General features: G+C 60.5%; 24 protein-coding genes and 2 pseudogenes. 22 read left to right on the plus strand and 4 right to left on the minus strand.

Going from position 1 to position 26498, the window contains the following annotated elements; all coding sequences use genetic code 11:
- Positions 1-353 precede the first annotated feature (353 nt).
- A complete protein-coding gene (gene nolL, locus BI327_RS17215) occupies positions 354-1460 on the minus strand; it encodes a nodulation factor fucose acetyltransferase NolL (RefSeq protein ID WP_076861862.1) in 1107 nt (368 codons plus the stop codon).
- Positions 1461-1619: 159 nt separating this feature from the next.
- On the opposite strand from nolL, the gene BI327_RS41710 reads away from it, so the two are divergent.
- Positions 1620-1895, plus strand: coding sequence for a hypothetical protein (locus BI327_RS41710; RefSeq protein WP_143271621.1), 276 nt, complete (start codon positions 1620-1622; stop codon positions 1893-1895).
- Here the strand turns inward: BI327_RS41710 and BI327_RS17220 are convergent.
- Together BI327_RS17220 and BI327_RS17225 are read right to left on the minus strand one after the other, a co-directional pair.
- Positions 1825-2154, minus strand: a pseudogene (locus BI327_RS17220) (IclR family transcriptional regulator domain-containing protein); the annotation flags it as partial. The gene BI327_RS41710 and the pseudogene BI327_RS17220 overlap by 71 nt on opposite strands.
- Positions 2155-2258: 104 nt before the next feature.
- The gene (locus BI327_RS17225; RefSeq protein ID WP_449240151.1) at positions 2259-3242 is read right to left on the minus strand and encodes a DUF6035 family protein; all 984 of its coding nucleotides are present in this window, start codon (positions 3240-3242) and stop codon (positions 2259-2261) included.
- A gap of 307 nt (positions 3243-3549) precedes the next feature.
- On the opposite strand from BI327_RS17225, the gene BI327_RS17230 reads away from it, so the two are divergent.
- The 7 genes and pseudogenes from BI327_RS17230 (at position 3550) to BI327_RS17260 (ending at position 9982) form a co-directional block, all read left to right on the plus strand.
- Complete coding sequence (locus tag BI327_RS17230; protein WP_076861867.1) at positions 3550-4347, plus strand: type IV toxin-antitoxin system AbiEi family antitoxin; 798 nt, start codon at positions 3550-3552, stop codon at positions 4345-4347.
- The gene (locus BI327_RS17235) at positions 4334-5254 is read left to right on the plus strand and encodes a nucleotidyl transferase AbiEii/AbiGii toxin family protein (protein WP_076861869.1); all 921 of its coding nucleotides are present in this window, start codon (positions 4334-4336) and stop codon (positions 5252-5254) included. The genes BI327_RS17230 and BI327_RS17235 overlap by 14 nt, the downstream gene beginning before the upstream one ends.
- The gene (locus BI327_RS17240; protein ID WP_076861871.1) at positions 5247-5819 is read left to right on the plus strand and encodes a hypothetical protein; all 573 of its coding nucleotides are present in this window, start codon (positions 5247-5249) and stop codon (positions 5817-5819) included. The genes BI327_RS17235 and BI327_RS17240 overlap by 8 nt, the downstream gene beginning before the upstream one ends.
- A gap of 538 nt (positions 5820-6357) precedes the next feature.
- Positions 6358-6639, plus strand: a pseudogene (locus BI327_RS43195) (helix-turn-helix transcriptional regulator).
- A gap of 545 nt (positions 6640-7184) precedes the next feature.
- Positions 7185-8234, plus strand: coding sequence for an aromatic ring-hydroxylating dioxygenase subunit alpha (locus BI327_RS17250; RefSeq protein WP_076861873.1), 1050 nt, complete (start codon positions 7185-7187; stop codon positions 8232-8234).
- Between the two features lie 3 nt (positions 8235-8237).
- Positions 8238-8990, plus strand: a complete 753-nt coding sequence (locus BI327_RS17255; RefSeq protein WP_076861875.1) for a GntR family transcriptional regulator — start codon at positions 8238-8240, stop codon at positions 8988-8990.
- An 11-nt stretch (positions 8991-9001) separates the two neighbouring features.
- Positions 9002-9982 carry a PDR/VanB family oxidoreductase gene (locus BI327_RS17260; protein ID WP_076861877.1) on the plus strand — a complete coding sequence of 327 codons (981 nt, stop codon included), beginning with the start codon at positions 9002-9004 and terminating at the stop codon, positions 9980-9982.
- A gap of 520 nt (positions 9983-10502) precedes the next feature.
- On the opposite strand, the gene BI327_RS17265 is transcribed toward BI327_RS17260, so the two are convergent.
- Positions 10503-11927 carry an NEL-type E3 ubiquitin ligase domain-containing protein gene (locus BI327_RS17265; RefSeq protein ID WP_245334840.1) on the minus strand — a complete coding sequence of 475 codons (1425 nt, stop codon included), beginning with the start codon at positions 11925-11927 and terminating at the stop codon, positions 10503-10505.
- 1012 nt (positions 11928-12939) lie between these two features.
- Between BI327_RS17265 and BI327_RS17270 the strand changes: the two genes are divergently transcribed.
- The 14 genes from BI327_RS17270 (at position 12940) to hypE (ending at position 26173) form a co-directional block, all read left to right on the plus strand.
- Positions 12940-14040, plus strand: a complete 1101-nt coding sequence (locus tag BI327_RS17270) for a hydrogenase small subunit (protein ID WP_076861880.1) — start codon at positions 12940-12942, stop codon at positions 14038-14040.
- A 13-nt stretch (positions 14041-14053) separates the two neighbouring features.
- On the plus strand, positions 14054-15841 hold the full coding sequence (locus BI327_RS17275) for a nickel-dependent hydrogenase large subunit (RefSeq protein ID WP_076861882.1): 1788 nt from the start codon (positions 14054-14056) through the stop codon (positions 15839-15841).
- A 22-nt stretch (positions 15842-15863) separates the two neighbouring features.
- Positions 15864-16580, plus strand: coding sequence for a Ni/Fe-hydrogenase, b-type cytochrome subunit (gene cybH / locus BI327_RS17280; RefSeq protein ID WP_076862197.1), 717 nt, complete (start codon positions 15864-15866; stop codon positions 16578-16580).
- Positions 16581-16592: 12 nt separating this feature from the next.
- On the plus strand, positions 16593-17177 hold the full coding sequence (locus BI327_RS17285; RefSeq protein ID WP_076862198.1) for a HyaD/HybD family hydrogenase maturation endopeptidase: 585 nt from the start codon (positions 16593-16595) through the stop codon (positions 17175-17177).
- 25 nt (positions 17178-17202) lie between these two features.
- Positions 17203-17493, plus strand: a complete 291-nt coding sequence (locus tag BI327_RS17290; protein ID WP_076861883.1) for a HypC/HybG/HupF family hydrogenase formation chaperone — start codon at positions 17203-17205, stop codon at positions 17491-17493.
- Between the two features lie 141 nt (positions 17494-17634).
- Positions 17635-18135: a hypothetical protein gene (locus BI327_RS17295; RefSeq protein WP_076861885.1), complete on the plus strand. Its 501-nt coding sequence runs from the start codon at positions 17635-17637 to the stop codon at positions 18133-18135.
- Positions 18132-18992, plus strand: coding sequence for a hydrogenase expression/formation protein (locus tag BI327_RS17300; RefSeq protein ID WP_076861887.1), 861 nt, complete (start codon positions 18132-18134; stop codon positions 18990-18992). Before BI327_RS17295 ends, BI327_RS17300 begins: the two co-directional genes overlap by 4 nt.
- 112 nt (positions 18993-19104) lie before the next feature.
- Entirely contained in the window at positions 19105-20202 is a 1098-nt protein-coding gene (locus tag BI327_RS17305) for a hypothetical protein (RefSeq protein WP_076861889.1), read from the plus strand.
- Positions 20195-20536 carry a hydrogenase maturation nickel metallochaperone HypA gene (gene hypA, locus BI327_RS17310; RefSeq protein WP_076861890.1) on the plus strand — a complete coding sequence of 114 codons (342 nt, stop codon included), beginning with the start codon at positions 20195-20197 and terminating at the stop codon, positions 20534-20536. The genes BI327_RS17305 and hypA overlap by 8 nt, the downstream gene beginning before the upstream one ends.
- Entirely contained in the window at positions 20536-21483 is a 948-nt protein-coding gene (gene hypB, locus BI327_RS17315; RefSeq protein WP_076861892.1) for a hydrogenase nickel incorporation protein HypB, read from the plus strand. The genes hypA and hypB overlap by 1 nt, the downstream gene beginning before the upstream one ends.
- Positions 21480-23753: a carbamoyltransferase HypF gene (gene hypF / locus BI327_RS17320; protein ID WP_076861894.1), complete on the plus strand. Its 2274-nt coding sequence runs from the start codon at positions 21480-21482 to the stop codon at positions 23751-23753. Before hypB ends, hypF begins: the two co-directional genes overlap by 4 nt.
- Before the next feature lies 1 nt (position 23754).
- On the plus strand, positions 23755-23991 hold the full coding sequence (locus tag BI327_RS17325) for a HypC/HybG/HupF family hydrogenase formation chaperone (RefSeq protein ID WP_076861896.1): 237 nt from the start codon (positions 23755-23757) through the stop codon (positions 23989-23991).
- A complete protein-coding gene (gene hypD, locus BI327_RS17330) occupies positions 23988-25127 on the plus strand; it encodes a hydrogenase formation protein HypD (RefSeq protein WP_076861898.1) in 1140 nt (379 codons plus the stop codon). The genes BI327_RS17325 and hypD overlap by 4 nt, the downstream gene beginning before the upstream one ends.
- Complete coding sequence (gene hypE, locus BI327_RS17335; RefSeq protein WP_076861900.1) at positions 25127-26173, plus strand: hydrogenase expression/formation protein HypE; 1047 nt, start codon at positions 25127-25129, stop codon at positions 26171-26173. The genes hypD and hypE overlap by 1 nt, the downstream gene beginning before the upstream one ends.
- The last annotated feature ends 325 nt before the right edge of the window (positions 26174-26498 follow it).

The following is a 26498-nucleotide window of genomic DNA, read 5'->3' on the forward strand; positions in this document are numbered from 1 at the left end:
GCTTGTAGCCGTCCGCCATTCTCTGGCGGAAGAGGTTAACATGTTGGGCAAAAATGCGGCAATTCCTTTCACCCCGAACAGTGGGGCGGTGCCGAGAACGGTCGGCGGTCACTGAACTCAGCATGAGCCGAAGGAAGGCGCATTACAAACGTTCGTATAGTTCTTTTAAACCTTTCAATATCGAAGTGCTAACAACGGTGCCTGAGCCACGCGCCTCAAGCGTTTTGGCCAGCTCTCCACCCCACCCCGATCGATTGCTGGAATGGATCGTCGTGGACCGGCCTGCACGCATGTTAATTCGGGTCGCCTAGGTGTTCGCAGATTATGCTCCTGTCAGAGCCGGGAGGACTTTATCAATTGGTCGCCGACTGAGCTTTGAGTGCTTCCGAGCGTGGCGAGGTTCCGATTACAATCCGAGACAACCATCCGAGGTCGCGCACAATGAAGCGAACGGTCATTGCGATCACAACGATTGATACCCCAAGCATGCCGGCAACGGAGATTCTGGTCGAGAGGTCCCACAGTTCTCCGAACTGGACGAAGTCCATGAGACGAAAGACGGTGCCCTGGAGCAGATAAAGAAGTAGCGTGCTCTGGCCAAGCTCCACCGCGATAAAACGAGCTATTCGATTTGAGGAGCTGAATTTCCAGAGCTGAACGATTGTTTCAAACGCAATCCAAGACGCCACTGCAGAGCCAGCAAACATCAGCAACACTTGCCGAGCCGAGGCAGTGTCGTGAATGAGAGCGAGATTGTTGTAGACATAAGTCTCTTTGCTCCAAGCAAGAAAGCACGCGCAAGCAATTGCAGCGAGGGGGAACATCAAGAGGAATCTGTTGCGTGGGAGAATGCGAGCCTGACGTTCGGTCGACTGAGAGAGCAAGAATCCGAGGCAGAAGAACGGGTAAGTGTACCTTATCGATGGCGCTATCGAAATGGTGAGGGGCAGGACTGCGACCGCAAATGCCGACATGCATACCATCCACATCGCTAGGCGACGGAAAATCGTTAGAAGGGTCTTTACGAGAAGGAAAGAAACAAATGTCGCCCATATAAACCAGTATGAACCGACTAAATCGTTCAAGACGCCAACTATGCTGCCCGAGGGCAAAAGTACCGCCACTTTGGCGGCCTCCAAAAGGGCCCACCAAAACAGCGTTGGCAGCAACAATTGTATTGCGCGCTCATTGACGCTGCGAGCGAATGATTTTCGCAGGAGGGCCCTCGACGACAGATACCCGCTTATCGCCATAAAGAGAGGCATATGAAACATGTAGATCGACTTGAAATACGGCGAATCCCAATAGCCATTGCCTGGATAGATGACGTATTGCAGCAGATGTCCAATGATCACCAAGATAATTAGTGTGCCTTTGACAAAATCAAAACTTAGATCTCGCTTGTCTGTTCCGGCCGAGTGTGAGCCATGGCCGGTCGATAGAGTTGCGTGATAAAGCATAGAACCTCTAGCTTGGTTGTGCCGCAGCACCGTTGCGGACTATCCGTTCCTGAAAGATAGCTGTGCGGCCTCCAGGCAGACAATTTTGCATCAAGGTGTTTACTTAGACGAGGTAGTGGTGTCCACGAGCTTCAGTCGCGGGGAGCCAACGAAATCCTCGTGTCTCATCCAAAACGTCAAGTCAAGCATCGCCGCGTCACTCTCCAGGTCACCCACGTTGCCTCAAGGGAGGGAAAGTACGGCGAAGATGCCGGCAACAATTTGCCGAAGAAGGTGATGATGCGTATCCCAACGAAATCCATTCTCTTCTTCCTGGCCAAAGAACTGGCACCGGTGATCTGCATTCTCAAGTGGTCTCGAGTGTTCAGTCCTCACTGTCCGCCTGAAGGATTGTCTGCGACAGGAGCGCGGCCGCTCTTTGAAGTGGAGGAATGAAGCGATCGAGCTCTTCGAAGCTCACTCGCGCCACGGGTACCGATACGCCAAGGCAGGCTATCAGCCCTCGGTCCGGAGAAACGATGGGAACCGCGCAGCCGACGACACCCTTCACGTATTCCTCATTGGTCTTGGCCCAGCCGTGGTGCCGCGTCTCTTGGAGGGCCCTCAATAGGGTGTCGCAATCGATGATAGTGTTATCGGTGTACTGCGTCAGGGCGAGTGAGCGGCATAACTTCTCTCGCGTTCGCTGGGGTATCGGACGCCATGCACCGCGCTGAGAACCCCGTGCATCATCGCCCGGAAGCTCGAATCCCCACTCGGATGATCCGGGAGCGTGATTCCAATTGCGTCATAGCGCTCTCAAATCCGTCGCCAGTTTTCCAGGCGGTCTGGCGTGTTATCGAGGTGCGGAGTCATGTTCTCAATCCAGAATGCCACAAGCTCTTCGCGAAGCGGCTGCCGGGACTGTTCGTCGAGAGCCTGCTTCTCACTCTCGTAATCGAAATGGAAAATCCGCTGATTGGGCAAATCCAGCGTCAGTTCGTGAAACGAGACAACGGCTTCAGCCCATGTATCGACGATATCGCCTTCTTCGAGAGACGGTCGCCGAAAATGGCACCGCAGCATAAAGCACTTGGCCTCTTCGGATAGCGCCGCCGTTTCTTCATCGACGACGAAGACATTCGCATTGTTAGAGAACAGCAGATCGTCGGTCGTCATGCGGCGGTAGTCGGGTGAAAAGCTGCCCAGCACCCACACCAGGAGCGCTCCCTGATGCCGGTAGAAGAGACGGCGGCTTACGACGACATCGAGAAATGTCGTCGATAGTTGAGCCTCGAAAGCAAACAGACGTTCAGCTGTGACGGCCTGAACGTCGGGCCGTCGCCACGCGCTCGGGTCCTGTTGATCGACCCACCTGGCTTCCGTCTGAATGCTGTCCGGAATGAATTTTGGGTCCGCGCGAAGGCTGCGCTCGATCAGTCTTTTTATGCGCTTGTGGGCTTCGCTTTCGCGCAGGCCGTGATACTTGCGCGCGCGTATTTGCTCTTCGGTTAGCTTGTCGCGCGTTTGAGCGCGGCACGAACCATCTTCGCGGATGTGCCGAAAGAAGAACCGCTTTTGAGGACTTGCCACGATGTAGACGGGCGTACTGCACAGAGAGCAGATATGGGTCGGCGTTTCCTGCTTGAGATTCTCGCGCACCCGCACGCGCTCCGCGATCACCTCGCCGCATTGAAACGATCTAATGAAGTCGTTCGTCGGCCGGAATTCTCCGGTGACGAGATCGATGATTTCCTCGATTTCCGGATCGCTTACCGGTTGCGCAGTCGAGGACGGATCGATGGTGACGTTATAGCTTGCTGCGCGGAGGCGGTTCCGTCAGGCCCATGGGCTTCGTCCTTCCGGCATGGGCCGGCATGTACCGCCGCTGATACTGATTGTGCTTTCCAGCCTCATGGCCCTCATGATTGTCGCTGCTCAGGGGGCGGGCAACGGCCATGTGGCGCTTTTAGCTCGGATGTCCCCCGATTGATTTCATTTGCCGGAGGCCGCCCAGTTTGGATCTCTTGTCTTTTGCGCAATTTGGCTAAGCAAAAGTGGCTAAAGGTAAACCTTGCGGCAGGTTTGAAATTGTTCTATTTTACTAAGTATGGCTGCGCGAAAAGATAGAAAGCTAAACAAGCTCGAAAAGACCCTCCCGCAGGGCCTCTTGGTCGATGCCGCCTGGATGGAACGGCATGGATATTCAACCAGCCTGCGCAGCCAATATGTTTCGGCGGGGTGGCTGGTCCAGCCAGTGCGCGGCACCTTCAAGCGACCGCTCGGGGATCTGAATTGGCAGAAGGTTGTCGTCTCCCTCCAAAGGCTCCTTGGCTCCGATCTTGTCGTCGGCGGGCGCACGGCGCTGGAAGCGCAGGGCTTCAGCCATTATCTAAGCTCCAGCGGTCCTTCCACGATACATCTGTACGGGGCAAAGCCCGCTCCCGGATGGCTCGGCAAGCTACCGCTCAAGGAAAAATTTCGCGTCCATCGCTCACAGACACTGTTCGGCACCTTCGCAAGCACCGATGGATCAAAGGCGGGAACGTTTCGGGAGGCGCCAGGGTCCTCCGAATGGCCTCTCACGGTATCGACGCCCGAACGCGCGCTGCTCGAACTGCTGGACGAACTGCCCCGCCACGAAAGCTTTCATCAGGTCGACATGCTGGTCGAGGGCCTCAGAAGCCTCAGCCCTCGACGCCTCCAGACACTTCTAAACGACTGCAAGAGCATCAAGGTCAAGCGGCTGTTCTTCTGGTTCGCCGAGCGGCACCAGCATGCATGGCTAAAACAGATAGACCAAACCAAAGTCAATCTGGGCACGGGAAAGCGCATGCTTGTCAAAGGCGGCAGACTCGATCCGAAATATCTCATAACCGTTCCGAAGGACTTCAATGCCCCTCTCTGAACAGTATCAGCATCAAGTTGCCCTGTTGATCGAAACCATGCCTTTTGTGGCCGCAGAGCCTGACTTTGCGCTCAAAGGCGGCACCGCAATCAACTTGTTCGTCCGCGACATGCCGCGCTTGTCGGTCGATATCGACCTTACCTATCTGCCGGTGGCTCCCCGGCCTGAATCCCTTGCCGCCATCGACACGGCCATGAAGCGCCTGGCGGAAGCGATCAGGAAAGGACTTCCAGGCACGCGCGTGACGGAAGTCGTCAATGCCCGCGAAAAGATCGTGACCAAACTGACCGTCCAGAGAGGTGACGCCCAGATCAAGATCGAGATAACGCCGGTGCTCAGGGGCTGCGTCTTCGAGCCCGAGTTACGCGATGTCTCGCCGAGCGTCGAAGAAGCGTTCGGCTTCGCGCAGATGAAAGTCGTCTCCTTTGCCGATCTCTACGCCGGTAAACTCGTCGCGGCGCTCGACCGGCAGCATCCACGCGATCTTTTCGACGTTCGCGACTTGCTTGCGAACGAAGGCATCACAGATGATCTGCGCAAAGCATTCATCGTCTATCTCATCAGCCATGACAGGCCGATTTCCGAGGTCGTCGTGCCGCGCCGCAAGGACATCGCGCACGAATTCACGCACGGCTTCGAGGGCATGACCGCCGAAGAGGTGACATTGGACGAATTGCTTGCAGCCCGAGAGGCATTGATAGCCGCAATCGCGGGAGAAATGCCGCAAGCTCACAAGGACTTCCTGATAGGCTTCAAGCGCGGCGAGCCCGATTGGAGCTTGCTCGATGTTCCGGGCGCGGCGGACCTGCCGGCGGTACGCTGGAAGCAGATCAATCTCGATAAGCTTCCCGCAGAGCAAAGGGCAAAGCTTGTCGCGCAGCTCGAAAATGTTCTGAGCAATGCCTGAAATTCGGTCGCGCACGAAGACAACGAAGAAGGAGCCTCGCAGAATCATATCAGCGAAAAGCGAATTCGCGCCACTGCTGGAAGCCTTGCGGCGCCTAAAAGCGGATAGCGAGTTTGGCTTCGAGGGGCTCATGCGCGACTGCCTTGAAACGCTCGCCCGACGTACCTTCCGCCTGCAAAAGCCAGGCCCTCAGGGCGGCGAGGATTTCCGTTCCGATGATGACCCTCTAGCGCCAACGATCTCTATCGAAGCGAAACGCTTTGGGGCGGCCACCAAGATTCCGCTCGACGAATTGAAGTCGAAACTTCGCGAAACGCTTGAGTCATCTACGCCACCCGATCTGTGGGGACTGGTCCTCTCGCGCGAGATGAAGCAGCCCGATTGGTCGGAACTCGAACGGATCGGCGCGGAGCACGGAGTCGTTCTGCTATGTCCGGACTGGCAGGTAACGCCGGGAAGTCACGTTGTTGCGCGCGACATCGGCGCCGGTTGCAAGCAGGGCCGCGGACCTTATCCTGAGCGCCCTGGCAATTCCATCCTCCGTCACTGCGGAGTACGACTCTGAGAAAGCCGGGTCCGATCAACCGATGCGAAGGTCCTGGCCGATCTTGGGCGAAGGCAATGTCATCATTTGGCCCGAGACAACCAATCAGCACGAGCTGACGCCCTTGGATTGGATGCGGTGTGTAAGACCCTTTGCGACGAATCCCGACGCGCGCCTGTCGGACGCGGATGTAAAGCGCCTCGCCGAAATCGAGATGTTTGTCACGGATGTCCGCCAGAGCTTTCAAGCTCTTGCTCGAAGCGCTTATGGATCGCGTGCGGTCTTTCGACGTTGCTAATCGGCGCTTTCCCTCCTGACGCTGCGGGCTCGCATGAGCGTCTTCGCCCAAATCGACAGTTGATGCCGCCTCCAAGTTCGCACGCCGTTTGGACCCCTCTGGCGTAGACGGCGCCAAGACAAATAGCCCTTCCTGCTTAGGGATGTCGAAAATTGCCTCCTCAATGTTCGCTATCCCCCTCCGAGAGCACGCTTCTCTATGATGACCGCATGCACGCTAGCGACGTCTTTCGCAGTGCGCTGGTCACCCTGGAGGTCTCGAATGCCTAATACGATGGACGGCCTATCCCCGCGCTTCCTGCGGACGCCGGAGGCCGCGCGTTATCTTGGCCTTTCCGGCCGTACGCTCGAGAAGCATCGCACGTACGGCACAGGGCCCACGTATCGAACGATCGGTGGTCGTGTTGTCTAAGCGCAGGATGATCTGAAAGCCTGGGCCGATCTCGGCGCCAAGACGTCGACGTCAGATCCCGGCAAAGGGACAGTGCTACCAGCCAAGAAGCCCCCGACGCTGCACCCTTACGCGGGCCAGGAGCGTCGCTGACCGCGTACGCAGATGACGACATGTGTCGGAGATGGCGCGCGATGCGCCGGGGGCTGAGTGCATATCTGTCCTTGCGGGCGAAAACGAAAACGAGTGATGCCGATCGACTGCTGGGCAGACGCGATCTCGATCCGAGACCAAGCCGAACCGAATCGCCGCATGAAGCGATCCAGCAGATCGTCACGCTGTTGGCGATCGAAACGACGATCGGCGGGCTGAAGCGCGCGCCGGTGCCCGGCCCGCCAAGGAACGAGGCCCTTGGATGGCGTTCCTTGCGGGCTAGCCGCTTGGCGAGCGGTTTGCGCATCTTTGCGAAGGCGAGGGTCGCCGAAGAGGATTCGTTGCGGTCTGAATACTGGCGGCCTGTCCACCCCGGGATGCCTGGGATCACATTTTCTAAATTTATGTATACCGAAGTTCCATCCAATCTATAAATTTCCGCCGCATCATGGTCATTTTATAATCAAAAGTCGTCGTTTACGTTACAAACTCTTGCCATATGTATACTGTAAGTATCCCAAAAGTGCAGAAGGAGGAGCGAGCGAATGGGTCACTGTTTTCCGATGAATGCTTGGTACGCTGCCGCTTGGGATGCCGACCTGAAGCAGGCGCTATTGCCGCGCACGATTTGCGGCAAGCACATCGTGATGTATCGCCGAAGCAACGGTGAGGTGGCTGCGCTGGAGGATGCCTGTTGGCATCGACTGGTGCCGCTCTCAAAAGGTCGGCTTGAGGGCGACACTGTCGTCTGCGGCTACCATGGGCTGAAGTTCAACGCGCAGGGCCGCTGCACCTTCATGCCCTCGCAAGAGACGATCAACCCCTCCGCCTGCGTGCGTGCCTATCCTGTCGTCGAGCGCCATCGCTTCATCTGGCTGTGGATGGGCGATCCGGCGCTAGCTGACCCAAAGCTGGTGCCCGACATGCACTGGAACAACGATCCCGCGTGGGCCGGCGACGGCAAGACCCTTCACCTCAAATGCGACTACCGTCTGGTCGTAGACAATCTCATGGACCTGACCCACGAAACCTTCGTGCACGGCGCCAGCATCGGCAATGCCGCCATCGCGGAAGCGCCATTCGACGTCACGCATGGCGAGATGACCGCCACCGTGACGCGCTGGATGAAGGGGATTACTCCACCGCCGTTCTGGGCCAAGCAACTGCAAAAGTCTGGCCCGGTGGACCGCTGGCAAATCATTCGTTTCGCAGCGCCGTGCACCATCAATATCGACGTCGGTGTTGCGCCTGCCGGAACCGGCGCCCCCGAAGGCGATCGCTCGGCCGGCGTCAACGGGATCGTTCTCAACACCATCACGCCCGAGACGGAAACCAGCTGCCACTATTTCTGGGCATTCGTGCGCAATTATCGCTTGGGCGAACAGCGCCTGACCACCGAACTCCGTGAAGGCGTTTCTGGCATCTTCCGCGAGGACGAGCTTATTCTCGAGGCACAGCAGCGCGCGATCGACGAAAATCCCGATCGGATCTTCTATAACCTCAATATCGATGCGGGAGCGATGTGGGCGCGCCGCCTGATTGATCGCATGATCGAGGCGGAGAATCCGCCGCCACATCGGCAGGCTGCGGAGTAGGGCATGGCCGAGCGAGACAGTGATCGCTCCGTCTCACAGACCGTGCGCGCACAGCTCTGCCTGCGCGATCTGATCCTGTCGGGCGATTTGCGGCCGGGCGAGCGGATCTCCGAATTGCAGGCGGTGGAAACGACCGGCGCCTCGCGCACTCCGGTGCGAATGGCGCTGGTTCGGCTGGAGGAGGAAGGGCTTCTGGAAGCGATCCCTTCCGGCGGCTTCACGGTGAAGGCGTTTTCCGAGCGAGATGTCCTGGACTCGATCGAACTGCGCGGCACGCTGGAAGGTCTGGCCGCGCGCTTTGCCGCCGAGCGCGGGGTCTCGTCGCGCGATCTCGAGCCACTGAAAGGATGTCTCGACGAGATCGACGCCGTGGTGCAGCAGGATCGGATCTCGATCGAAGGCTTCTCCTCGTACGTCACGCTGAATGCGCGCTTTCATGCGCTGTTGACCGAATTGTCGCGCAGCCCGCCATTGATCCGGCAGATCGATCGCGCGTCCGCGCTGCCATTTGCCTCGCCAAGCGGCTTTGTGATGACCCAATCAGAACTGCCGCAGGCGCACGAGACGCTCTTGATTGCGCAAGATCAACACCGCGTCGCGATCGACGCAATCGAAAACCGCGAGGGCGCGCGGGCCGAGGCCATCATGCGCGAGCACGCGCGGCTGGCGTCGCGCAATTTGCGGCTGGTGCTCAAGAACAAGACGCATTTTGACCTGCTGCCGGGGCTGGCACTCATCAGGACTGCAGGCGATTGAAGGAGGGGCGCATGCGCTTCATCGAGACCTGGACTCCCGCAACCCTGATTGCTGTTCGCGATCTGACGTCCTCGATCCGCGAGTTCCTGATCAGGCCGGACAGTTTCGACGGTGCGGCCTACCCGGTCGGCAGTCATATTGATGTCGCCGTCACCGTCGATGGCCGTCCCGAGGTGCGGTCCTATTCACTGATCGGCGAAGCTGACCGGGCCGGCTACCGTATCGCGGTGCGGCGCGCGGAAGATTCCCGCGGCGGCTCGCGCTACATGTGGTCGCTCGCGCCCGGGGCGCGGCTGACCATTACATTGCCGACCTCGCTGCTGCCGATCGATTGGGCGCGCCAGCATTGTTGCCTGATCGCCGGCGGCATCGGCATCACGCCGCTGATTGGGGCAACACAGGTACTCGCTCGCCGCAAAGCTGAGTTCACGTTGCATTATGCGGTGCGTTCGCGTGAAGATGCCGTCTATCTGGATGTTTTGGGTACCTTGCTGAAGGAGCGCCTCATCGTCCATGCAGGCAATGAAGGGCATCGGATCGAACTCGACACGTTGTTCGCCTCGCTGCCGCCCGATGCCATGACCCTGTTTTGCGGCCCGATGCGGATGCTTGATGCTGCGCGCCGGGCCTGGACCGGTGCGGGGCGTGCGTTATCCGACCTGCGCTACGAGACCTTCGGTTCGAGCGGCTTGCTGCCGACCGAAGATTTCCGGGTGCGCCTTGCGGACCGCGGCATCGAGATCGAGATTCCGCGCGATCGCTCGATGCTGGATGCGCTCAATGCGGCTGGTTATGAGGTCATTTCGGATTGCCGGCGCGGCGAGTGCGGCGTCTGCGCCGTCGACCTCGTCCATATCGACGGTGAAGTTGACCATCGTGACGTGTTTTTCAGTGAGAATCAGAAGCGCGCTAATGAGAAGATCTGCGCATGTGTCTCGCGCGCCCGCGGCACCATCACGGTCGATATGTTGCAGCGCCCGGACGCTGTCTAGGCTCGCCACCATGCCTTGCAGACAACGTGGTTTCGCCTGGACCGGCCCGGCCGGCAGCAGCATGGGCTTTGGCGTTGACGGAGTTCGCCTCCCGGTCGCCGAGTCTACTCCCGATGATCAAGGGCCTCTGGATGAGCATGCGGCGACGTATTGGCACCTGCTTCATGCCGGGGGCCAATGCCCGGTCGGAAAAAAGCATCTCCGATTGTGCCGCGTAGCTGTGCGGATCGCGAACCGGTAGCGCAGCCCGAACCATCTTCGACACGAGGGATGGGACGGTTGCCGCAATCTGCCTCTGGCAGAGCGGCCAAGTCGGAATAGCCTCTTGTCCGGATCGTGCGATCGAGAACGATTGTCTCCCGGCTGCGACACGATTGCCCGCACGCATCACGCAATGCAAAATTGGCGACGACCTCTTCGCCGGATGGCGTATCCGGCGCGCGGGAACTCCGAGAGGATCACGTATCGCAGCGATGTGATTGCAACAGGTTTGGGCCCTCCTGCAATCGAACGGCGCGTTTCACAGCGCGAGGCCACGGTCGGCGAGCACCCGGTTGGTTAGCTCACCCTTGATCTCGCTGGCGATTTCTTTTGTGATCACGGCTCCGAGCCGCAGTTCGGCATCGGCGTCATCAGTCAGGTCAAGATCGGCGAGCCGTTGCCTCAGGCGGCTCGCGAACTCCTCGCCCATGGCATCGATCAGCCGCTCCCGCGTCTCTTCGTAGGCGTCGGTCGCGATGCGCCTCATCACCTTGTCCCAGGGCTCCCAGCGCGTTGCGAGAAAGTCGGCGAACCCTGCCACCTCCTCATTGCGCACCTGCGTCTCGGCCGCATTGAGGTCGTCCTCAGTGACGTAGGAGACATCGAAGAAGCGCATATCCGGGGCAATGTGCCGTAGCCCTAGCCGCTCGCGCAGCTTGACCTGGTAAGCAAGATGGACCTCGAGTTCGTCGACGAAACTGAGCGAGCGGACCTTCGCGTGCGCGATTGCCTCCAGCGCCTTCAAGCGGAACACGACCCGGCCGTGCTTCACGAGTTCGTCGAGCCGCTCGTCATAGGCTCCGTCTTTGACATCAGCTTCCAGCCGTGCGGTCTGCATGCCGTTCCACGTCATCGTGATACGATCTTCACAGGTCTCGCTCGCTCCTATGGCGAGCCGGAAGTATTTCTTGCGCAATCGCGGCCTCGTCGCCGCCTGCCGCAGATCGTCGGCCACCGCCTGCCGGAACCCGCTATTGCTATGGTTCACGGTGTGCTGCAGCCTCCCGAGGAAACGTGCAAACTCCTGCGCGCCGGGCTCATCAATGAAGGTCTGCCAGGCGGCCACCACCTCCGCCTCGCCGTCCAGCCAGTCCGCGACTTCCTCGGGCAGAGGCCGCGGCTGAGTTTGCTCCGATCCTTCGCTTCTCGAGAAGAAAAGGTGCGGCCCGGCATAGCCTGGGACATTGCCGGCTGCCGCCAGATTGGTCCGTACCCGCTCAGACAACGGGTTACCGACCAGATCAACGTAGCTCTCCCGGCCGAGCCGCGTCAGCAGCGTCTCGGGCAGGCTGGTCAGCTGGTTGTTGCTCGCGTCGAGAAATCGGAGCCCGGCCGGGAGGCGGGCCGGCAGATTGGTCAGGCGGTTGTAGCTGGCGTTGAGTTCCTGAAGCGTTGCTGGAAGGGGATCGGGCAGACTGGTCAGCTGATTGCCCTGGACGTTCAGGCGCAGGAGCCCGGCTGGGAGGGGAGCCGGCAAGTTGTTCAGCTGGTTGCGCATGGCATAGAGGAGCCGGAGGCCGGCCGGAAGCGGATCGGGCAGGCTGGTCAACCGATTGTCGCTGGCTGCGAGCACCAAGAGGTCGGTCGGAAGGGGATTGGGCAGGCCGGTCAGCTGATTCCCACAGACGCTCAGACGCTGGAGTGCGGCGGGGAAGGCGGCGGGCAGGGCTGTCAGGAACAGCAACGAAAGATCCAGCGGCGCATGGGCCGCGGCCGCGTCAAGCCAGCTTCTCGTTCGTCTTACAGCCTCTTGCCGATTCTCCTGTTCGCCCTGTCCCTCTCCGGCAGCCCAGCCCTCCAGGACATGGTCCTGCGCTGTTTCGCGAGCAGCCCGAGCTTCCCGGTTCGTCGGATCGCGGGCGGTGACGGCGACAGAGGAACGCGTCCTGGTCAGGGCTCCGACCCACTGCGTCGCGGCTCGGGTGAGAGCGCATAGGCAGCCTTGCTGTTGGTCTAGTTCGGAAGATTCAGGAGTAACGCCATCCTCCGGTTGGCACTGTCCTGGGTTCATCGATTCCGTCTCTTCGGTCGTCAGATCAAGGAGTACGCCGGAGCGGCGCTTCTTGCAGGCCCGTATCCTGCAATCTCGCCTGGCTTCAATGTCGCAGTGGTCAGGATCAATCGAGCAAGCCTCATTGTGGACTCCTGACCCGGTGACGTTTGCGGCGCCGTTCAACCGCAGATTCCTGTTTCAGCAATCGGCGTGCCGCACGCGGAAGTTCTGCAGTCGTGCCTAACGGGCGAAAATCACCCCTTCGCCGCTACGGCGGCGGAACGATCGTGCTGCTTGGTGCGGTTTCGCACATCGGCGTTTCAAATCAGACACGATTGGCACGAGGGAATGGACGGTCAATGGCGTCGCTTAGTCTCTCGTGCGGTGCTTGAACGTCTGCTCGAGCATGACGTGCCTTCCTGTGAGCTTACGACCAGGTGCCCGTCATGGGTGCATCACCGGGGCATCGTGCGTTTTGTGGCATCGATCCCTCGTAGAGAAGTTGGCGGACGTCGCGAGCGCTGTCATCCGGATGCGGGGTCGAACCGCTTGCTGGCTCACGCTGGGCTCAGCAATCTCTCGGCAATTTGGCAGAGGAACGGCTTCTATCTGTCAGACGGCCAGTGCGATTGGCCTGCTTCTTGCTATCCGACCATCAGCAAATTGTAACGGCCGTCAACGGATCACAGTCATTGGAGGGGCGATGGGCGCGGCAACCGAAACGTTCTACGATGTGATCAGACGTCAGGGCATCACCCGTCGCAGTTTCCTCAAATTCTGCAGTTTGACGGCCGTGAGCCTCGGGCTCGGCCCGCTCGCAGCAAGCGATATTGCCAGCGCGCTCGAAACCAAGCCGCGTATGCCCGTGATCTGGATGCATGGGCTCGAATGCACCTGCTGCTCGGAAAGCTTTATCCGCTCGGCCCATCCATTGGTCAAAGACGCGGTGCTGTCGATGATTTCGCTCGATTATGACGATACCATCATGGCGGCGGCAGGACATCAGGCCGAAGCCATCCTTGAGGAGACCCGCGCCAAGTACAAAGGCCAGTATGTGCTTGCCGTCGAGGGTAATGTACCGCTGAACGAAGGCGGAATGTTCTGCATTGATGGCGGCAAGCCGTTCGTCGAAAAGCTCAGGTCAATGGCGGACGATTGCATGGCGATCATCGCTTGGGGCACTTGTGCGTCCTGGGGCTGCGTGCAGGCGGCCAAGCCCAACCCGACGAGGGCTGTGCCAATCGATAAGGTGATCACGAACAAGCCGATCATCAAAGTTCCCGGCTGTCCGCCGATCGCTGAGGTCATGACCGGTGTCGTGACCTTCATCACCACGTTCGGAAAACTTCCCGAACTCGACCGCCAGGGGCGGCCAAAGATGTTCTATTCCCAGCGCATCCACGACAAGTGCTATCGGCGTCCCCATTTCGATGCCGGCCAATTCGTCGAGGAGTGGGACGACGAGGGCGCGCGCAAGGGCTATTGCCTCTACAAAATGGGCTGCAAGGGACCGACCGCCTACAACGCCTGCTCGACCGTTCGCTGGAACGGCGGCATCTCCTTCCCCATCCAGTCCGGCCACGGCTGCTTCGCCTGCGCCGAAGACGGCTTTTGGGACAGGGGCTCGGCTTACGACCACCTCACGACCATCAAGCACTTCGGCATCGAGAAGAACGCCGATCAAATCGGCATGGCGGCTGCCGGCGCGGTCGGTCTTGGCGTTGCCGCGCATGCGGCGGTCACGGCCGCGAAGCGGCTCACCCGTAAAGGGGACGGCGCAGCTCAAGACAACCAACGAGGCTAGGTAGGGGGACAGGGTGAGGAAGACACCCAATGGGTTCAAGCTCGATGGGTCGGGCAAGCGCGTTGTCGTCGATCCGCTAACTCGGATCGAAGGTCATCTGCGTGTCGAGGTCAATCTCGATTCGGACAATGTGATCCGCAATGCCGTCTCGAGCGGAACGATGTGGCGTGGCATCGAAACCATCCTGCGCGGGCGCGATCCGCGCGACGCTTGGGCATTTACCGAGCGGATTTGCGGTGTCTGCACCGGCACCCATGCGCTCACCTCCGTCCGAGCGGTCGAGAATGCGCTCGGCATCACGATTCCCGAGAATGCCAACTCGATACGCAACATCATGCAGCTCTGCCTGCAGGTCCATGATCATCTCGTGCATTTTTATCACCTGCACGCGCTGGATTGGGTCGACGTGGTCTGTGCCCTCAAGGCCGATCCCAAGGCGACATCGAGGCTGGCGCAGTCGGTCTCGTCCTGGCCGCTTTCATCACCGGGCTATTTCAAGGATCTGCAGATCAGGCTCACCAAGTTCTTCGGTTCAGGCCAGCTCGGCCCGTTCAAGAATGCCTATTGGGGGCATCCGGCCTACAAGCTTACGCCGGAAGCGAACCTCATGGCCGTGGCGCATTATCTGGAAGCGCTCGATTTCCAGAAGGAGATCGTCAAGATCCACGCCGTCTATGGGGGCAAGAACCCGCATCCGAACTGGCTGGTTGGCGGTGTGCCCTGCGCGATCAATGTCGACGGCGCCGGTGCGGTGGGTGCGATCAACATGGAGCGGCTCAACCTGGTGTCCTCGATCATCGACCGTTCGATCGAGTTCGTCGAAAAGGTATATCTGCCCGACGTTGCGGCGATCGGATCAGTCTACAAAGACTGGCTCTATGGCGGCGGTCTGTCAGCCAAGAGCGTGATGTCCTATGGCGACATCCCCGAGAACGCCAATGATTATTCCGCGGCAAGCCTCAAATTGCCGCGCGGCGTCATCCTTGATGGCAACCTCAAGGAGGTCTTGCCGATCGATCACGGTGATCCCGAGCAGATCCAGGAATTCGTCGCGCACTCCTGGTACAAATACCCCGATGAATCCAGCGGGCTGCATCCCTGGGATGGCATCACCGAGCCGAATTTCAAGCTTGGAGCCAACTTCAAGGGCACGAGGACCGACATCAGGGAGCTCGACGAGGGCGGCAAGTATTCCTGGATCAAGGCGCCGCGCTTTCGCGGCAACGCCGTCGAGGTCGGACCGCTGGCGCGATACATCATAGGTTATGCGCAAGGCAAAGCGGAATTCAAGGATCCGACCGACAGGCTGCTCAAGACGCTCGATCTTCCGGTGACAGCGCTTTTCTCGACGCTCGGCCGCACCGCAGCACGCGCACTCGAATGCCAGTGGGCGGCGCATCAGATGCGCTATTTCCAGGACAAGCTGGTGGCCCACCTCAAGGCGGGGGATAGCTCAACCGCCAATACCAGCAAGTGGAAGCCGGAAAGCTGGCCGAAGGTGGCCAAGGGGTACGGTTTCACCGAGGCGCCGCGTGGCGCGCTCGGTCACTGGATCAAGATCAAGGACACCAAGATCGACAATTACCAGTGCGTCGTGCCGACGACGTGGAACGGTTCGCCGCGCGATCCCAAGGGCAATATCGGCGCATTTGAAGCTTCACTGATCGATACGCCGATGGCCGATCCAGAGAGGCCGCTGGAGATCTTGCGCACGATCCATTCCTTTGATCCGTGCTTGGCGTGCTCGACCCATGTGATGAGCCCGGACGGGCAAGAAATGGCTTCGGTCAAGGTTCGATAGAGAGGCTGCCGTGCTGGAGAAGATGCCGTCCGTTATCGCCCGCATTGGCAACGATGCGGCACGGCGTGATCGCAGCGTCGAGCGTGATGTCGTCTATCTCTATGAAGCGCCGGTCCGGCTGTGGCATTGGGTCAATGCGGCAGCCGTTCTGGTCTTGGGTATAACGGGCTACTTCATCGGGACCGGGACACCGGCAATGCCGGGAGAGGCAAGCGATAATTTCCTGTTCGGCTATCTCCGTTTCGCGCATTTCTCCGCAGGCTATGTGCTCACGATCGGCTTCCTGCTGCGCATCTATTGGGCCTTGGTGGGAAACTCCCATGCAAGGCAGATCTTCTACGTACCGCTTTGGCGCAGGTGCTTTTGGAGCGAACTCTGGCACGCAGTGTGCTGGTACGCCTTCCTTGCAGCAAAGCCGAAGAAACATACCGGGCACAATCCGCTAGCTCAGCTCGCGATGTTCTTCATGTTTACGCTGACGACCGCGTTTATGATCGTCACAGGCTTTGCACTTTATGCGCAGGGCTCCGGCAACGACAGCTGGCAGGATAAGCTGTTCGGCTGGGTATTTGCGATCTGCCCCAATAGTCAGGACGTTCACACCTGGCACCATCTTGGGCTGTGGGTGATCGTGTGCTTTGCGCTTGTCCACATCTACGCGGCGATCTGGGAAGACGTCATGTCGCGCCGAAGCATCATTTCCTCCATGATTTCGGGCGAGCGCGAATTCCGCGATTGATTGAGGATGCCGATGCTGACCCCGCAGAACCCAAAACGGATCCTGGTGCTCGGCATCGGCAACATCCTGTGGGCCGATGAGGCGTTCGGCGTGCGGGTGGCGGAAGAGTTCCACCGCCGCTACGCTGTCCCTGACAACGTCACCGTCCTCGATGGCGGTACGCAGGGACTCTACCTGATCAGTTTTCTCGAGGATGCCGATTGTCTGATCGTGTTCGATGCCATCGACTATGGACTTGCGCCCGGCCAGTTGAAGCTCGTGCGAGATGACGAGGTACCAAGGTTCACCGCCGCCAAGAAAATGAGCCTGCATCAGACCGGCTTTCAGGAGGTCTTAAGTGCGGCCGACCTTCTTGGCCGCTGCCCGCGAGAGCTTGCTCTGATCGGCTGTCAGCCGATGGATCTGGAGGATTGGGGCGGTCCGCTGACCGCTCCGGTGCGCAGCCAGATTGCGCCTGCGGTCGAACTGGCTTGCGAACTGCTGATGCAATGGGGTGCGCCGGTACGACGTCGGGCCGCGCCGGTGCCTGCCTCCGAACGCCTGCTCGCCAATGATATCGACCACGCAAACTATGAGATGAGGGCGAGGCCGACATAGCGGCTCGCAAGTTACGGTGGTTACGATGTGCCTTGGCCTGCCAATGACGATTTTGGAGACCGATGGCATCTGGGCCACGTGCAAGTATGGCAATGAAAAGCGGCTCGTCTCGGTCATGTTGCTGTCCAGGCTGCCGGTCGGCGCCAAGGTGCTGGTCCATATCGATACCGCGGTGCGGCTCCTGGATGAGGATGAGGCCCGGCTGATCGCAGAGGCGCTCGATGGCCTCGATGCGGCCCTCAATGGCCACGACTGCGACCAGTTCTTTGCGGACTTGATCGGTCACGAGCCCCTTCTGCCCGGGCACCTCCGCTAGCCGGCCTCGCATGCGGATACCGTGTTACCCCCTTGCCATTGTTCACGGATTGTCGTGCCAGAAACAGCTCTACGCCGAAGGTCTCAAGCGGCCTTGCACTGCCGATCCAAGCGGAACACAAAAACCGCGACGAAACAGGGATTGGCACACGCCTTGCTGATAGCCGGTCAGGTGGAAAGCGACGATAGAAAGGAGCTGATGAGCGTTCAGTCGGGAAAGCAAGATCTGACGTGGCTCGGCATGGCCGAGGCCGTGACCACGAGCATCGACGCGCGGCTTGTCGCATCCCATTTTTGGGAGACAATCGCGGTGGTGCTCTGCCCCGGCGACGCCTTCCGTTGGATCGAGACGATCCGCGCCATAGTCTCGCCTTCTGAATTGTTCCTGGCGTTTCAGCAGCGCGTGATCGGCGTGGTGACTGGCCGTGACGCAGAAGGCAAGTTGACCAAGGCGGGCGGTCTGCGCGTCCAGCCGACGCTTATCCTGCTGCTCCTGGGCGAGACACGCAGCCCGATCGTCAAGGCCGAGATCTGGAAAATCTGCATCCATCGCATCTTCAGACTGATTGATCACCAGCAGCTCCGCGCGTCTGTCATCACGAACGTCACTCCTGTGCCTGCACGAGCGAACGTCGCATCATGAGAACAGGTTTGTCCTCCGCGGAAGGCGCCGAGCATCCGATGAGCGTGTTTCCGACCGGCGCTGAAAGCCTCGAGGCAGGCCGCAGCGCGCCGATGGCTGCTGCCGCGCTCGCCAAGCTCGCTTGTCTCGATGGCGTCGAGCTGGCAAGGAATTGTCCGAATGCCATCACACTGTTGTCAAACGTCGCTGCTGCCGTCGCCGGCCTGGACAGCGCCGCGCAAACGAAGCTCTTCGGACTTCAGACTCTCAGTGATCTTGAGCGCAAGCTGATTGCCGACGTGCTTGGGACCGGCGAGATCGCCGGTCTCGTTGCGCTGCCGGATCGCTCTGTCGCACAGATCGAAGAATCGGTGCTTACGGGAATTTGGCGTGTGTGCATCGGACGCGACCCGGCACACGAATATATCGAAGTCGGCGCCATACCGCAGATCGTGCGGCGCGCGGCAACCGATCTGACGTCGACTGATCTGGCGATCAATGCAGCGCCGGAAGGCGCGATGAACGTGCTGCCGGTACTCGCGGAAATCCGTGAACGGGCGCTGGCCTGGCGGCCGGGAATTCGCCCGCACATCATCAATTTCACGCTTCTGCCGATGAACCCGGTCGACCATGCGTTTTTGCAGCAAAGCGTCGGCAACGGGCCGATCCAGCTCACCTCGCGTGGCTATGGCTCGTGCCGAGTGCAGGCGACCGGCATCCGCAACGTCTGGTCGGTGCAGTTCTTCAATTCCATGGATAGCATCATCCTGGACACGCTTGAGGTTGGCGGCGTACCGACCGTTGCGCTGGCAGCTGACGAGGACTTCGAGGATTCCGCCGAACGTATGCAGGAAATCATCGAGGCCTACTTCAAATGACGAGCTTCGAGAATTGTGCGGTCGGTGAGAATCTCGCAAACGACCCTCGCATGGGATGCCGCGGCATCCACTGGATCGTCTACGATCCGGAAGCGGGCACGAGGGGGGGCGCATGAGCCTCGCCGTCGGCAACCAGGTGGAGGTTACCGTATCGCTTGCTGGCGAGGCAATTGCCGCGGTCGAAATCCTGCCGCGGCTCCGGCCGCGACTGGCGCGACTGTTCGCCGGAAAACCGGCCAGTTCGTTACTCAATGCGCTTCCACGGTTGTTTTCGTTGTGTGCCGCCGCGCACCAGGTGGCATTCCTGTCCGCGATCGAGGCCGCGCGCGGCGTAGGCATCAATCTTGCGACGAGGCAGCATCGGATCGCTATGGTCGTTGCCGAGCGGCTGACGGAACTGCTGCGGGGCCTGTTTGTCGCCCATCTCGCGCAGGATCCCACCAGTGCCGACGCGATCCGCACCGTGATGCAGGACGTATCAGTGCTTGTCGGCAGCGCAAAGGCCGGCTGCGGCGGCGTTCTAAGCGAGGCGGCAGTGCGCGTTGCAGCCGCGCTGGCTGAGTTCGGCATATTGAATGAAGATAGCGCCCCGATGCCCGATAGCCCGCTTGCGCGTCGCATCGCCGCTCTCGACGAAGTCGCATTGAAGCCTCAGCCGATGCAGCATTCGTTCCTGTCCGCTGCCGACGACTACGACATCATTAAACGGCTGCTCGCGAGTGACGTGAGGATTTGCCATTGCCCCAACCTGCAGGGCCGGATTCCCGAGACCGGCCCGTGGGCGCGCCAAATGGTGCGTGGCCGGCTCTCGCCAGGCCGATCAGCCCCGGCTGAGCGGCTGAAGGCGAGGATCGCCGAAATCGTCGGGCTGTGCGCTTGGCTCAAAGCCGGGGTTCATGTCGAGACAGCGCCGGATGGGATCGTCGAAAGCTACGGACTGGGACCGCGCCGTGGTGCGGCCGCGGTCGAATGCGCCAGAGGGCGTCTCTATCACGCAGTTGAGCTCGATCGTCAGGGGCAGATGTCGCGTTTCGAATGTCTTGCGCCAACCGAATTGAACTTCCACGCGCGCGGGCCGCTTGTTCGCAGCCTGCAGGGCGCGGTGCTGACGGCGAGGCCGCACGCAAAGGCTGCCATTCGCGCGGTGATTGAATCGTTCGACCCTTGCGTCGCCTTCACCCTCAATTTTCGCGAGGTCGGCGATGCATGAAATGGCGCTTTGTGAGGGCATCATCGAGATTGTCGAGGAGGAGGCGCGCCGGCGATCGTTTTCGAAGGTGAAGACCGTGTGTCTGGAGATCGGAGCGCTGAGTTATGTCGCTCCCGAAGCGATGAAGCTCAGTTTTGCGGCCGTTGCGGCGCGGACCATCGCAGATGGCGCGTCTCTCGAGATTGTCGGGTCGCCTGGCCTTGCCTGGTGCATGGCTTGTTCGATAAGCGTCGAGATTGCCCGGCGCTGCGAGCCATGCCCCCGCTGCGGCAGCTATCAGCTGCAGGTGACTGCGGGTGAAGAGATGCGGGTCAAAGAGCTGGAGATCGACTGATGTGTAGCATATGCGGCTGCCGCGAAGGAGTGCTCTCCACCGAACGAACTGACGCGCAGGATGCGCATGCCAATGGTCATCGCCATAAACATGATCACGGTGATCACCACCATGATCATGTGCATACCGGCCGGGACGGGCAGCATTCTCCAGACCGTCAGCGTCATCGCGATCGTGATCACGGCCATCAGCAAGCTCATGGCGGACGGGCGCTTGTGGATTGCGCGGCTGACCCGGCCGGCTTGACGATTGCGGGCATGAGCAGCGAGCGGGTCATTCAGATCGGGCGCGACATCCTTTGCAGGAACGACAGGGTCGCGGCCGACAACCGCGCCCGATTCCTGGCTGATGACATGCTTGTGTTCAATCTTGTTTCAAGCCCCGGCGCGGGAAAAACCTCGCTCCTCGTCCGCGCCGTCAGCGAGCTCAAGCAGAGCTGGCGGCTTGGGGTCATCGAGGGCGACCAGCAGACCTCGAACGATGCGGAGCGCATTCGCGCGACCGGCGTGCCTGCAATTCAAATCAATACCGGCAAGGGCTGCCATCTCGATGCTGCGATGGTCAGCGAGGCTTATCGCCGCTTGCCACCACTCAAGCGCGGTATTCTCTTCATCGAGAACGTCGGCAATCTGGTCTGTCCCGCGGCGTTCGATCTCGGCGAGGCCTGCAAGATCGTGGTGCTCTCGACCACCGAGGGTGAAGACAAGCCACTCAAATATCCAGAAATGTTTGCCGCATCGTCGCTCATGCTGATCAACAAGATTGATCTGGCGCGCTTGGTCGATTTCGATTTGGGCCAGACTGTCGAGTATGCAAGACGCGTCAATCCAGGGATTGAAGTGCTGACGATTTCAGCGCGTACCGGCGAGGGCTTTGCCGCGCTCTACGCCTGGATTGGGAAACAAGCGGCAGATCAGACCCATCCCGTCGGGGGCACAGCGCCATGAGCGAGGCAGTCGCCGGCGATGGAACGCGGCTCCGCCTGCGCGTCAGCGGTGCCGTTCAAGGCGTCGGCTTTCGTCCGTATGTATATGGTCTCGCTGCCCGATATGGGCTCGCCGGGTTCGTCGCCAACGATCCCGACGGTGTCACCATTGAGGTCGAGGGCGGCGGTACGTCCGAGTTTGTGGCCGCCTTGCGGCTCGAAAGGCCAGTATTGGCACGCATCGACCAAATCTCGGTTCAGGAGATCGGCGCGCTTGGGGCCAAAGACTTTTCGATCCGCCGCAGCGAACAGGGCAAGTCGTCGACGCGGATCGTCGCCGATGCCGCGATGTGCCAGCAATGTCTCGATGAGTTGTTCGACCCAACGAGCCGCTATTACCTCTATCCCTTCATCAACTGCTCCCATTGCGGCCCTCGCTACACCATTGCCGAACGGCTCCCCTATGATCGCCGCAACACGGCGATGGGGCGCTTCACGATGTGTGCCGCCTGTGCGGACGAATATGCCGATCCGGCGAGCCGTCGTTTTCACGCCGAGGCGATCGCATGCCCGACATGCGGCCCTCGGCTCAGTCATGGGATCGATGATATTGCAGCGGCGATCGCCAGCGGCCAGATCGTGGCGATGAAGGGGCTTGGCGGATATCAGCTGATTTGCGACGCAGCCAGTCAGGACGCGGTGTGGCGTTTGCGTGAGCGGAAGCAGCGCGACCAGAAGCCGTTCGCGGTCATGATCGGTTCCATAGAACAGGTCAACGAGATTGCAGAGACGAATGCCGCCGAGCTCGCGCTGCTCGAATCCGTGGCCCGTCCGATCGTTCTGCTGCGCTCGCGCAACAATCTTGCGGCCGCAATAGCCCCCGGCCTGTCGCGCGTCGGCGTCATGCTACCCGTAATCCCGCTGCATCACCTTATCTTCCATGCGCTTGGTTCGATTGGCGCAAGGCCTAAGGGGCACAGTCCGGTCGTCGTCACAACCAGCGCCAATCCCAGAGGCGAACCGCTCCCGATCGACAACGGAGAGGCGCTGCGGCGGCTTGCCGGCATCGCCGATCTCATTGTGACTCATGATCGCAATATCCTGACGTGTGCTGATGATTCCGTGGTGTCGGTCGTGGCCGGACGGCGCCAATTCATTCGCCGCGCTCGCGGCTATGTTCCCGAACCGATCCGGCTTGCGAGGTCGGTGCCGCCCCTGCTCGCCGTCGGCGGCGCGCTAAAGTCGACTGTCACCGTTACGCGAGGCAATGAGGCATTCGTCTCCCAGCACATCGGGGACCTCGATACGGCTGAAGGCATTCGCGTTTTCGAGGAGACAGTCCGCCATCTCACGTCGACCCTGGACGTCAGGCCTGTCGTCATGGCCCATGATCTGCATCCCGACATGGCGTCCACCCGCTTTGCGGAGACAAGCGGCTGCGCTCTGATCGCTGTCCAGCACCATCACGCGCACGCTGCTGCGGTCATCGCAGAGCATGGTCTCACCGCACCTGCGATCGCCCTTCTGCTCGACGGCCATGGCTATGGCTGCGACGGCGGCAACTGGGGTGGCGAGCTCTTGTTGTGCGAAGGCGCCCGGTTTCGACGCATTGGGCATCTTGAACCCCTGCAAATGCCCGGCGGGGACCGCGCAGCCCGTGAACCCTGGCGGATGGCGAGCGCGATACTTCAGATGCAGGGACGGGGACATGAAATTGCGCGCCGCTTTGCATCGCAGCCGCAGGCCGAGCATCTGCGGGAGTTGCTCGAGCGGCCTTGTGGGGCCACCACGACCAGCGCGGGCCGGCTGTTCGATGCAGCGGCCGCGCTGCTTGGGGTCGCGACTTTGCAGAGTTATGAGGGCGAGGCCGCGATGAAGCTCGAGGCGGGTGTGCGGCAGACTTCCGTGCTCGAAGCGGGTTGGATGATCGATGGCGATGTGCTGTCATTTCGCCCGCTGTTTGCTCGCTTGATTGCAGATGATATCAGCGCCACCGAGGGAGCCGAGCTGTTTCATGGCACGTTCGCAGCAGCCTGCGTTGATTGGGCCGCACGCTCTGCGCAGACAACCGGCGTCACAACCGTCGTTCTGAGCGGCGGCTGCTTCCAGAACGCGGTGCTCGCCGATGCAATCGAGCGCGGCTGCTTGGCGGCCGGCCTCATTCCGCTGCTGCCACGCCAGGTTCCGCCTAACGACGGTGGCTTGAGCCTCGGACAAGCCTGGATCGCTGCTCTTCAGACTCTTGAACAACCGCCTGCTGAACAGCCGCAAGCTCTCGAAGGAACAGCTTGATATGTGTCTCTCGGTACCGGCTGAGGTCACCGAACTCCTTCCCGGTGACATGGCCATCGTGTCCTTCGATGGCGTCAGCCTGGAGATTTCGAGCGCGCTCATCGGCGATCTCGCCGTCGGCGACTACGTCCTTGTCCATGTCGGCTACGCCCTGGCCAAAATCGACCCCGCAGAAGCCGAGCGGACGCTGGAGCTCCTGCAGGAGCTAGGTAGCGTCGCTCAGGAGCTTCGGTCATGAAATATGCCGACGAATTCCGCGACAAGACCATGGCCCAGGGGCTCGCGCGGGCGATTGGCATTGAAGCCGATCCGCAACGGGCCTACCGGTTCATGGAGTTCTGCGGCGGACACACGCATGTGATCTTTCGCTATGGCCTGGAGGACTTGCTGCCGGCGAATGTCCGCTTGATCCATGGGCCGGGCTGTCCGGTCTGTGTTCTCCCCGCCAGCCGGATCGACATGGCGATCCGGCTCGCCGCCCGGCCGCAGGTCATCCTCTGTGTCTACGGCGACCTGATGCGGGTACCAGGCTCGCAAGGACAATCCCTGTTGCGAGCCAGGGCCCTCGGCGCCGACATTCGGATGGTCTATTCGACGCTCGATGCGATCCGGATTGCCGAACAGGCGTTGGATCAGGAGGTGGTCTTTTTTGCCATTGGATTTGAGACCACGACGCCTGCGACGGCAGTGATGATCCGGCTTGCCAAGAAGAAGCGGCTGAAGAATCTCAGCGTGTTCTGCAATCACGTGCTGACGCCCCCGGCGATGCAAAGCATTCTCGAGAGTCCCGATATCCGCGCTCTCGGCCGAGCCGAAATCGACGGTTTTATCGGGCCCGCGCATGTCAGCGCCATCATCGGTACGGAGCCTTACGGGCGTTTGGCAGAAGAATTCGGCGAGCCGATCGTGATCGCGGGATTTGAGCCGCTCGACGTGATGCAGGCCATCCTGATGCTGGTGCGGCAGGTGAATGACGGCCGATCCGAGGTAGAGAACCAATATAGCCGTGCGGTGAGGCCTGAAGGCAACCGCCGCGCCATCGAAGAGGTGTCTAACGTTTTCGAGCTCCGCGACCAGTTCGAATGGCGTGGGCTCGGGCTCATACAAGATAGCGCGCTGAAGCTGAAACGGCCTTACGCCAAATTCGACGCCGAGGCGCGTTTCGTGATGCACGAACTGCCGGTCGTCGACAATCCGGCGTGTGAGTGCGGGGCCATCCTGCGTGGCGTGAAGAGCCCTGTCGACTGCAAGCTGTTCGGAACGGTCTGCACGCCGGAAACCCCCATAGGGTCCTGCATGGTCTCATCGGAAGGCGCCTGTGCCGCGCACTGGACGTATGGCAGGGGCCGCGACTATCAGCTGCGGCGGGCGTGATGCGGGTGAAGTCCTATCAGCGCAAGCTCGATATCAAGAACGGGTGCATCGACCTTTCCCACGGTTCCGGGGGGCGTGCCACGACGCAGCTGGTCCTCGGGCTGTTTCACGAAGCCTTCGGCAATGAATGGCTCGCCCGTTGCAACGATCAGTCGGCCTTCGGTGTCCGCTCGGGCAGGATGGTGATGACGACTGACAGCTATGTGGTTTCACCGTTGTTCTTTCCCGGCGGCAATATCGGGTCACTCGCGGTGCACGGCACAGTCAACGATGTCGCGATGGCTGGCGCGCGTCCACTCTATCTGGCGGCAAGTTTCATCCTTGAAGAGGGCTTCCGACTTTCGGATCTGAAGGCGGTTGCGGATTCGATGGGCGCAGCGGCGCGTGCCGCCGGCGTTCACATCATCACGGGTGACACCAAGGTCGTCGAGCGGGGCAAGGCGGATGGTCTGTTCATCTCGACGACGGGGGTCGGTGTTCTGGCCAACGGGCTCGAGCTGTCCGCCGAGAACGCAAGGATCGGCGACCGCGTCCTGGTTTCCGGCTGCCTCGGCGACCATGGGGTTGCGATCATGTCGCGACGCCACAACCTGGCTTTCCAGGTCGACATTGTCTCGGATTCCGCGGCTTTGCACGACCTCGTGGCCGTCATGGTTGCGGCCGGCGGCGCCGGCATCCGGGTGATGCGCGACCCCACGCGCGGCGGTCTTGCCGCAACGCTCAACGAGATTGCGCATCAATCGAGCCTCGGATTCCGCCTGCAGGAAGAGGCTATCCCGGTAAAGCCGGCCGTCACGGCCGCCTGCGAACTCCTTGGGCTTGATCCGCTCCATGTCGCCAACGAGGGCAAACTCGTTGCAATCGTGGCGGCAGATATGGCGGATGCCGTGCTTGCCGCCATGAAGGCACATCCGCTCGGGTGCGATGCGGCTGATATCGGCGAGGCGGTGGCTGATCATCATCATTTGGTGCAGATGTCGACCAGCTTTGGCGGCAGACGAATTGTCGATTGGCTGTCGGGCGAACAACTGCCCCGGATTTGTTGAGGGCGCCGGCGCCGGCACGAAGGATTGGTTTGACTTCCGGGACGTCTCATTAGTTCTCGTCAGCTGTAGCAGGCATCTGAGCAGGGCGCTGAAAACGCATGATCGGAGGTTTCACTTAGCGTGCACGCCGCATCGCCCGATTTCGACCAGGGAGCCGCGGCATCGGCTTTGTCTGCTCTGCGACATAACCGACCGGCGTTGTTGCGCCCGCGACTGATATGAACGATGTGCAAAGCAGCGCGGTCACCTCGATCGCACGCGCCCATCCGAGCGGCAATACGCTATCGAGGCTTCGACGCCGCTCTGAGGCTCACACCAAGAGACG

Source organism: Bradyrhizobium mercantei (assembly GCF_001982635.1).
Classification (GTDB): domain Bacteria; phylum Pseudomonadota; class Alphaproteobacteria; order Rhizobiales; family Xanthobacteraceae; genus Bradyrhizobium; species Bradyrhizobium mercantei.

Bases quoted from the DNA above. Each gene is read 5' to 3' on its own strand.
- BI327_RS17250 (WP_076861873.1), top strand. From the start codon at position 7,185: ATGGGTCACTGTTTTCCGATGAATGCTTGGTACGCTGCCGCTTGGGAT.
- BI327_RS17290 (WP_076861883.1), top strand. From the start codon at position 17,203: ATGTGCCTTGGCCTGCCAATGACGATTTTGGAGACCGATGGCATCTGG.
- hypA (WP_076861890.1), top strand. From the start codon at position 20,195: ATGCATGAAATGGCGCTTTGTGAGGGCATCATCGAGATTGTCGAGGAG.
- hypD (WP_076861898.1), top strand. From the start codon at position 23,988: ATGAAATATGCCGACGAATTCCGCGACAAGACCATGGCCCAGGGGCTC.
- BI327_RS17255 (WP_076861875.1), top strand. From the start codon at position 8,238: ATGGCCGAGCGAGACAGTGATCGCTCCGTCTCACAGACCGTGCGCGCA.
- BI327_RS17270 (WP_076861880.1), top strand. From the start codon at position 12,940: ATGGGCGCGGCAACCGAAACGTTCTACGATGTGATCAGACGTCAGGGC.
- BI327_RS17230 (WP_076861867.1), top strand. From the start codon at position 3,550: ATGGCTGCGCGAAAAGATAGAAAGCTAAACAAGCTCGAAAAGACCCTC.
- BI327_RS17305 (WP_076861889.1), top strand. From the start codon at position 19,105: ATGAGCCTCGCCGTCGGCAACCAGGTGGAGGTTACCGTATCGCTTGCT.
- cybH (WP_076862197.1), top strand. From the start codon at position 15,864: ATGCCGTCCGTTATCGCCCGCATTGGCAACGATGCGGCACGGCGTGAT.
- BI327_RS17260 (WP_076861877.1), top strand. From the start codon at position 9,002: ATGCGCTTCATCGAGACCTGGACTCCCGCAACCCTGATTGCTGTTCGC.
- hypB (WP_076861892.1), top strand. From the start codon at position 20,536: ATGTGTAGCATATGCGGCTGCCGCGAAGGAGTGCTCTCCACCGAACGA.
- BI327_RS17285 (WP_076862198.1), top strand. From the start codon at position 16,593: ATGCTGACCCCGCAGAACCCAAAACGGATCCTGGTGCTCGGCATCGGC.
- BI327_RS17235 (WP_076861869.1), top strand. From the start codon at position 4,334: ATGCCCCTCTCTGAACAGTATCAGCATCAAGTTGCCCTGTTGATCGAA.
- BI327_RS17240 (WP_076861871.1), top strand. From the start codon at position 5,247: ATGCCTGAAATTCGGTCGCGCACGAAGACAACGAAGAAGGAGCCTCGC.
- hypF (WP_076861894.1), top strand. From the start codon at position 21,480: ATGAGCGAGGCAGTCGCCGGCGATGGAACGCGGCTCCGCCTGCGCGTC.
- nolL (WP_076861862.1), bottom strand. From the start codon at position 1,460: ATGCTTTATCACGCAACTCTATCGACCGGCCATGGCTCACACTCGGCC.
- hypE (WP_076861900.1), top strand. From the start codon at position 25,127: ATGCGGGTGAAGTCCTATCAGCGCAAGCTCGATATCAAGAACGGGTGC.
- BI327_RS17325 (WP_076861896.1), top strand. From the start codon at position 23,755: ATGTGTCTCTCGGTACCGGCTGAGGTCACCGAACTCCTTCCCGGTGAC.
- BI327_RS17300 (WP_076861887.1), top strand. From the start codon at position 18,132: ATGAGAACAGGTTTGTCCTCCGCGGAAGGCGCCGAGCATCCGATGAGC.